At 62.5% G+C, this 1259-nt stretch carries 1 protein-coding gene; it reads left to right on the top strand.

Features of this window, described 5'->3' with window-relative positions; translation table 11 throughout:
• Window positions 1-68 precede the first annotated feature (68 nt).
• A protein-coding gene (locus BLQ61_RS17105) for an IS3 family transposase (RefSeq protein ID WP_425415631.1) occupies window positions 69-1204 on the top strand; the annotation gives its coding sequence in 2 pieces (ribosomal slippage) (window positions 69-318 and window positions 318-1204; 1137 coding nt in all).
• The last annotated feature ends 55 nt before the right edge of the window (window positions 1205-1259 follow it).

Genomic DNA, 1259 nt, shown 5'->3' on the forward strand with positions numbered 1-1259 from the left:
TGACCTGCCCCCTCGCAGCCGTACCAGCGTAATGGCAGCGAAGTCCGTCAACTTCGAGAATGACGGACATGAGAAAAAGCAGGTACACCGAGGAGCAGATCATCGGTTTCATCAAACAGGCCGAGGCCGGCCTGCCGATCAAGGAGCTGTGCCGCAAGGGCGGCTTCAGCGACGCCACCTTCTACAAATGGCGCGCCAAGTACGGCGGCATGGATGTGCCCGATGCGCGGCGGCTACGTGAACTCGAGGCTGAGAACAACAAGCTCAAGAAGCTGCTGGCGGAGGCCCACCTGGACATCCACGCGCTGAACACCGCCTTCGGGGTAAAGCGATAGCCCCGCAGGCCAAGCGTGCCGCTATCGCCGTGATGGTCGAGCAATGCGATCTGAGTGAGCGGCGCGCATGCAGGCTTGTGGGGCTCTCCCGCGACAGCTACCGCAATCCACCTGAAGTCGACGCCATGACTCAGGAGCTCAGCAGCAAGATCGTCGAGATCGCGCATGTGCGCCGGCGCTTCGGTTATCGGCGCATCCACGACATGCTGCGCCCGAACTTCCCTGGCGTGAACCACAAGAAGGTCTACCGGCTCTACAGCGCGGCCAACCTGGCCGTGCGCAAGCGCAAGAAGGCCAAGCGGCCCGTCAACGAGCGCGTGCCGCTGCAACTGGCAAGCACGCTCAATGAGGTCTGGAGCATGGATTTCGTCAGTGACAGCCTGAGCACGGGGAGGCGCATCAAGTGCCTGACGGTGGCCGACGACTTCAGCCACGAGTGTGTGAGCATCTCGGTGGATTTGGGCATCTCGGGGCAGTACGTGACACGTCTGCTGGACCAGGCGGCTGTCTTCCGGGGCTACCCGCTGGCCGTGCGTACCGACAACGGCCCGGAGTTCACCAGCCGCGCCTTCATGGGCTGGGCGCAGGCCCACGGCATTCTCCACATCTTGATCGAGCCGGGGCGGCCCATGCAGAACGGCTACATCGAGAGCTTCAACGGCAAGTTCAGGGACGAGTGCCTGAACGAGCAGTGGTTCGAGACGCTGCAACAGGCCAGAGCGGCCATCGCAACGTGGAGGCAGGACTACAACGAGGTCAGACCGCACAGCAGTTGCGGGCGCATCCCGCCGGCAAAGTTCGCCGAGCTGCATCGCCAGCGCGCTGGCGATGCAACTCAAAGCACTTCAACCACCACAGAGATCAATTAATCTTGCAACCCCGGACTTCCTCGTTATGAATGGCACGGCGGAAGGGGGCAGGTCA

This window comes from Oryzisolibacter propanilivorax (genome assembly GCF_900103645.1).
Classification (GTDB): domain Bacteria; phylum Pseudomonadota; class Gammaproteobacteria; order Burkholderiales; family Burkholderiaceae_C; genus Melaminivora; species Melaminivora propanilivorax.